A 3,282-nucleotide genomic window follows, 5' to 3' on the forward strand; every position below is an offset into this window, starting at 1 on the left:
CACTATCTACGTTGCAGGCTCGCGGCCTAAGGGTGGATACGACTTCCAGCCCCTCCCCCGATGATCAGTCGGGGACTATTACCCCTGTGGAGGTATTAGTCGAGATACAAGGGTGGATGGCGCTCTTTCCATCCCCCAGCGGAGTGACCGGCGAGCCCGAATGGTGGACCGATGAAGCGCGGTCCACCCTACGCCCGGTTCACCACCTTCATGCACTGTCACCCCTGCGAGCGCGAAGCCTCCGAACCGACAACAGGGCCTCGCCGCGTAGGGTGGATGGCGCTCTTTTCATCCACCAGCGGAGTGACCGGCGAGCCCGAATGGTGGACCGATGAAGCGCGGTCCACCCCGTTCGCCACCTTCATGTACCTATGGCGCGCTGACGCTGGCTGGTATTCAATCGGCCCCCTGGCATCAACCCTCGACGCAATGGAGGCAACCCGATGGGCAAGGACAGCAGCAAGGTGGAAGAGGGCGCCGTCGACGCCTCCCGCCTGATCGACGCCCGCATCGCCGAGCTCGCCGACTGGCGCGGCGAAACCCTGGCCAGGGTGCGCGAGCTGATCCGCGCCGCCGATCCGGAGGTGGTCGAGGAGTGGAAGTGGCGCGGCGTGCCCGTGTGGTCCCACGCCGGCATCGTCTGCACCGGGGAAACCTACAAGAACGCGGTCAGGCTCACCTTCGCCAAGGGCGCCGCGCTGGCCGACCCGGCCGGGCTGTTCAACGCCAGCCTGGAAGGCAACACGCGCCGCGCCATCGACATCCACCCGGGCGAGGGCATCGACGAGGCCGCCTTGCAGGCGCTGTTCCTCGCCGCCGTGGCGCTCAATACCGAGCGCCCGGCCAAGCCCCGGAAGCGCGCCGGATGACCGAGCTGCCCGGCACGCGGGACTGGGTGCGGCGCAGCGACCACCCGGCGCGGATCGAACGCATCGAGGCCTACTTCGGCGGCCACGGCTACGACCCGCACCGCCACGACACCTACGCCATCGGCCGCACCCTGTCCGGGGTGCAGAGCTTCAGCTACCAGAAGAGCCTGCGCCACAGCCTGCCCGGCGGCACCCTGGTGCTGCACCCCGACGAGCTCCACGACGGCATGGCCGGCACCGAGGCCGGCTTCCACTACCGGATGGTCTACGTCGAGCCGGTGCTGATCCAGCAGGTGCTTGGCGGTCGGCCGCTGCCCTTCGTGCCCGGTGGCCTCTCCGATGACCCGCGCCTGCGCCGGGCGACCGAAACCTTCATGCAGGCCATCGACCACCCGCTGCAGGCGCTGGAAGAGCAGGACGCCCTCTACGACCTGGCCCAGGCGCTGCAGGCCGTGGGCGGCAGGCGGCGAGGGCGCCGCGCCTTCGACTTCGCCTCGGCCGAGCGCGCCCGGGACTACATCCACAGCCACCTCGGCAGCAACCTCAGCCTGGAGGAGCTGGAGCGCGCCAGCGGCCGCGAACGCTGGAGCCTGTCCCGCGATTTCCGCGCGCTCTACGGCACCAGCCCTTACCGCTACCTCACCCTGCGCCGCCTCGACCGCTGCCGGCGCATGCTGCTCGACGGCTTCAGCCTCGCCGACGCCGCCCTGGCCGCCGGCTTCTTCGACCAGAGCCACATGACCCGCCACTTCACCCAGTGCTACGGCCTGCCGCCGTCGCGCTGGCTACGCATGCACGGCCGCTGAAGCTGCAGGATCGTACAAGAGCGCTACGGCGGGCCTCGCTATTCTCGCGGCTCAATCCCCAGCCCGGAGCCGCACCATGGCCGTTCAGCCCAACCACCAGAGCATCAACCTGTTGCAGAAGACCTCGCTGTTCAGCGAGCGGTGGAACCCCAAGGTCGTCGCCGAGATGAACGACTACCAGTTCAAGGTCGTGCGCATCGAGGGCGACTTCATCTGGCATGCCCACGCCGACACCGACGAAGCCTTCCTGGTGCTCGAAGGCCAGCTGCGCATCGACCTGCGCGACGGCGCCGTCCTCCTCGGCCCGGGCGAGCTCTACGTCGTGCCCAAGGGCGTCGAGCACAAACCCTATGCCGAAGGCGAAGTGAAGATGATGCTCATCGAGCCCCGTGGCGTGCTCAACACCGGCGAGGAGGGCGGCGAGCGCACCGCGCAGAACGACGCCTGGATCTGATCGCCCGCCCGCATCGCGCCTTCGCAGGCGCGAACTCATTCGCGACAGGCGGGGGCAGGGCGCAACCACGACCCCCGCCACGTTGGGCTTCGTCCCTCAGCCCAACCTACAGGAGCTGCAAGCCCTTCCAGCTCGGCAGGTCGCGCAGTTCCGGCTCGTCATGGATGGCCAGGAACACCGGCAGGTCGCGCCGCGCGATCCAGATATCGCCCTGCCACTTGAGCACGCCCACCTGCTGGTTGGCCCAGTGCATCAGGGCCCGCTGCGGCGCCGCCTCGGCGTCGCGGTGGCGGTCGTGCAGGGTGGGCAGCACCACCTCGCTCAACCACTGGCCGATGCAGCGGTGCTCCGGGTGGCGGAAGCGGTACAACGCCTTGTAGGCCCCGGCATCGCTGATCACCTCCACCTCCTCGCGCAACCCGGTGGCGTACTCCAGCAGCACCCAGCGCTTCTGGTTCGGGTCCATGCGCTGGGGCAGGCGATAGGGGCGCAGCGCACCGATCATCCGCGCGAAATCCACGGCGACGAACCAGGGCTGGTTGTCGATCATCACGGCGCGCAGGGGATAGGTGTTGCGGTGGAAGAAGAGCGGGGTGAGTGCTTCGTGCATGGTGTAGCTCCTATCAGTCAGTTCAGGAGCTGCCGCCATTCGCTGTCAAACGAAGGGTGGCAGACCGCGTGGGGTTGACAGACCGGCGATAGGACCCGGCAGACCCGAGGGTCTCCCCACGCGATCTGCCATAGAGCAGTGCAGTTAAACCTGCATGCGAGCACGTGCCTGCAAAAAACGTTCGCCGTTTCTCGCATGCACCTAGCGGCGCAATCGCGCCTATCGGAACGGGCTGTCAAACCCGGTCGCGGGATTTACCGCGACCGGCGAAGGATAGGGAGGTGGGGTGGGGAGAGCAAGGGCGAATAGATGTTTTTAGGCGATAAAGGATGAAAGATAATGTTCTACTAAATTTCTTAACTTGTACTTGGTGATTGGTTTCAGTTTTTCGGAAGAAAGAATTAATTTTTTATACACGGCGGTTGCAGGAGCTGAGTGCAACACGGTTATTGAATTGAAGCCGGAGCATCATGCCGCATCGCCATGGCATTTTGCATGACCTCTCCCATCACCTCGATGGGGCATTTGAAGTCGAAGCGCTTG

Annotated in this window: 4 protein-coding genes; 3 read left to right on the top strand and 1 reads right to left on the bottom strand. The window is 66.1% G+C overall.

All coding sequences use genetic code 11. The annotated features are described in order from the left end of the window. Positions 1-443: 443 nt before the first annotated feature. From DMX10_RS32030 to DMX10_RS32040, 3 genes are all read left to right on the top strand, one after another. The gene (locus DMX10_RS32030; protein WP_111264866.1) at positions 444-869 is read left to right on the top strand and encodes a DUF1801 domain-containing protein; all 426 of its coding nucleotides are present in this window, start codon (positions 444-446) and stop codon (positions 867-869) included. Beyond that, positions 866-1,675: an AraC family transcriptional regulator gene (locus DMX10_RS32035; RefSeq protein WP_111264867.1), complete on the top strand. Its 810-nt coding sequence runs from the start codon at positions 866-868 to the stop codon at positions 1,673-1,675. Before DMX10_RS32030 ends, DMX10_RS32035 begins: the two co-directional genes overlap by 4 nt. A gap of 76 nt (positions 1,676-1,751) precedes the next feature. Beyond that, on the top strand, positions 1,752-2,129 hold the full coding sequence (locus DMX10_RS32040; RefSeq protein WP_111264868.1) for a cupin domain-containing protein: 378 nt from the start codon (positions 1,752-1,754) through the stop codon (positions 2,127-2,129). A gap of 106 nt (positions 2,130-2,235) precedes the next feature. Here the strand turns inward: DMX10_RS32040 and DMX10_RS32045 are convergent, their stop codons facing one another. Further along, positions 2,236-2,739: a BRO family protein gene (locus tag DMX10_RS32045; protein ID WP_111264869.1), complete on the bottom strand. Its 504-nt coding sequence runs from the start codon at positions 2,737-2,739 to the stop codon at positions 2,236-2,238. Between the last annotated feature and the right edge of the window lie 543 nt (positions 2,740-3,282).

Origin of the sequence: Pseudomonas sp. 57B-090624 (genome assembly GCF_003234055.1) — a bacterium.
Taxonomy (GTDB): domain Bacteria; phylum Pseudomonadota; class Gammaproteobacteria; order Pseudomonadales; family Pseudomonadaceae; genus Metapseudomonas; species Metapseudomonas tohonis.

Excerpts from the sequence above, each read along its gene's own strand:
- DMX10_RS32040 (WP_111264868.1), top strand. The coding sequence starts at position 1,752 with ATGGCCGTTCAGCCCAACCACCAGAGCATCAACCTGTTGCAGAAGACC.
- DMX10_RS32045 (WP_111264869.1), bottom strand. The coding sequence starts at position 2,739 with ATGCACGAAGCACTCACCCCGCTCTTCTTCCACCGCAACACCTATCCC.
- DMX10_RS32030 (WP_111264866.1), top strand. The coding sequence starts at position 444 with ATGGGCAAGGACAGCAGCAAGGTGGAAGAGGGCGCCGTCGACGCCTCC.
- DMX10_RS32035 (WP_111264867.1), top strand. The coding sequence starts at position 866 with ATGACCGAGCTGCCCGGCACGCGGGACTGGGTGCGGCGCAGCGACCAC.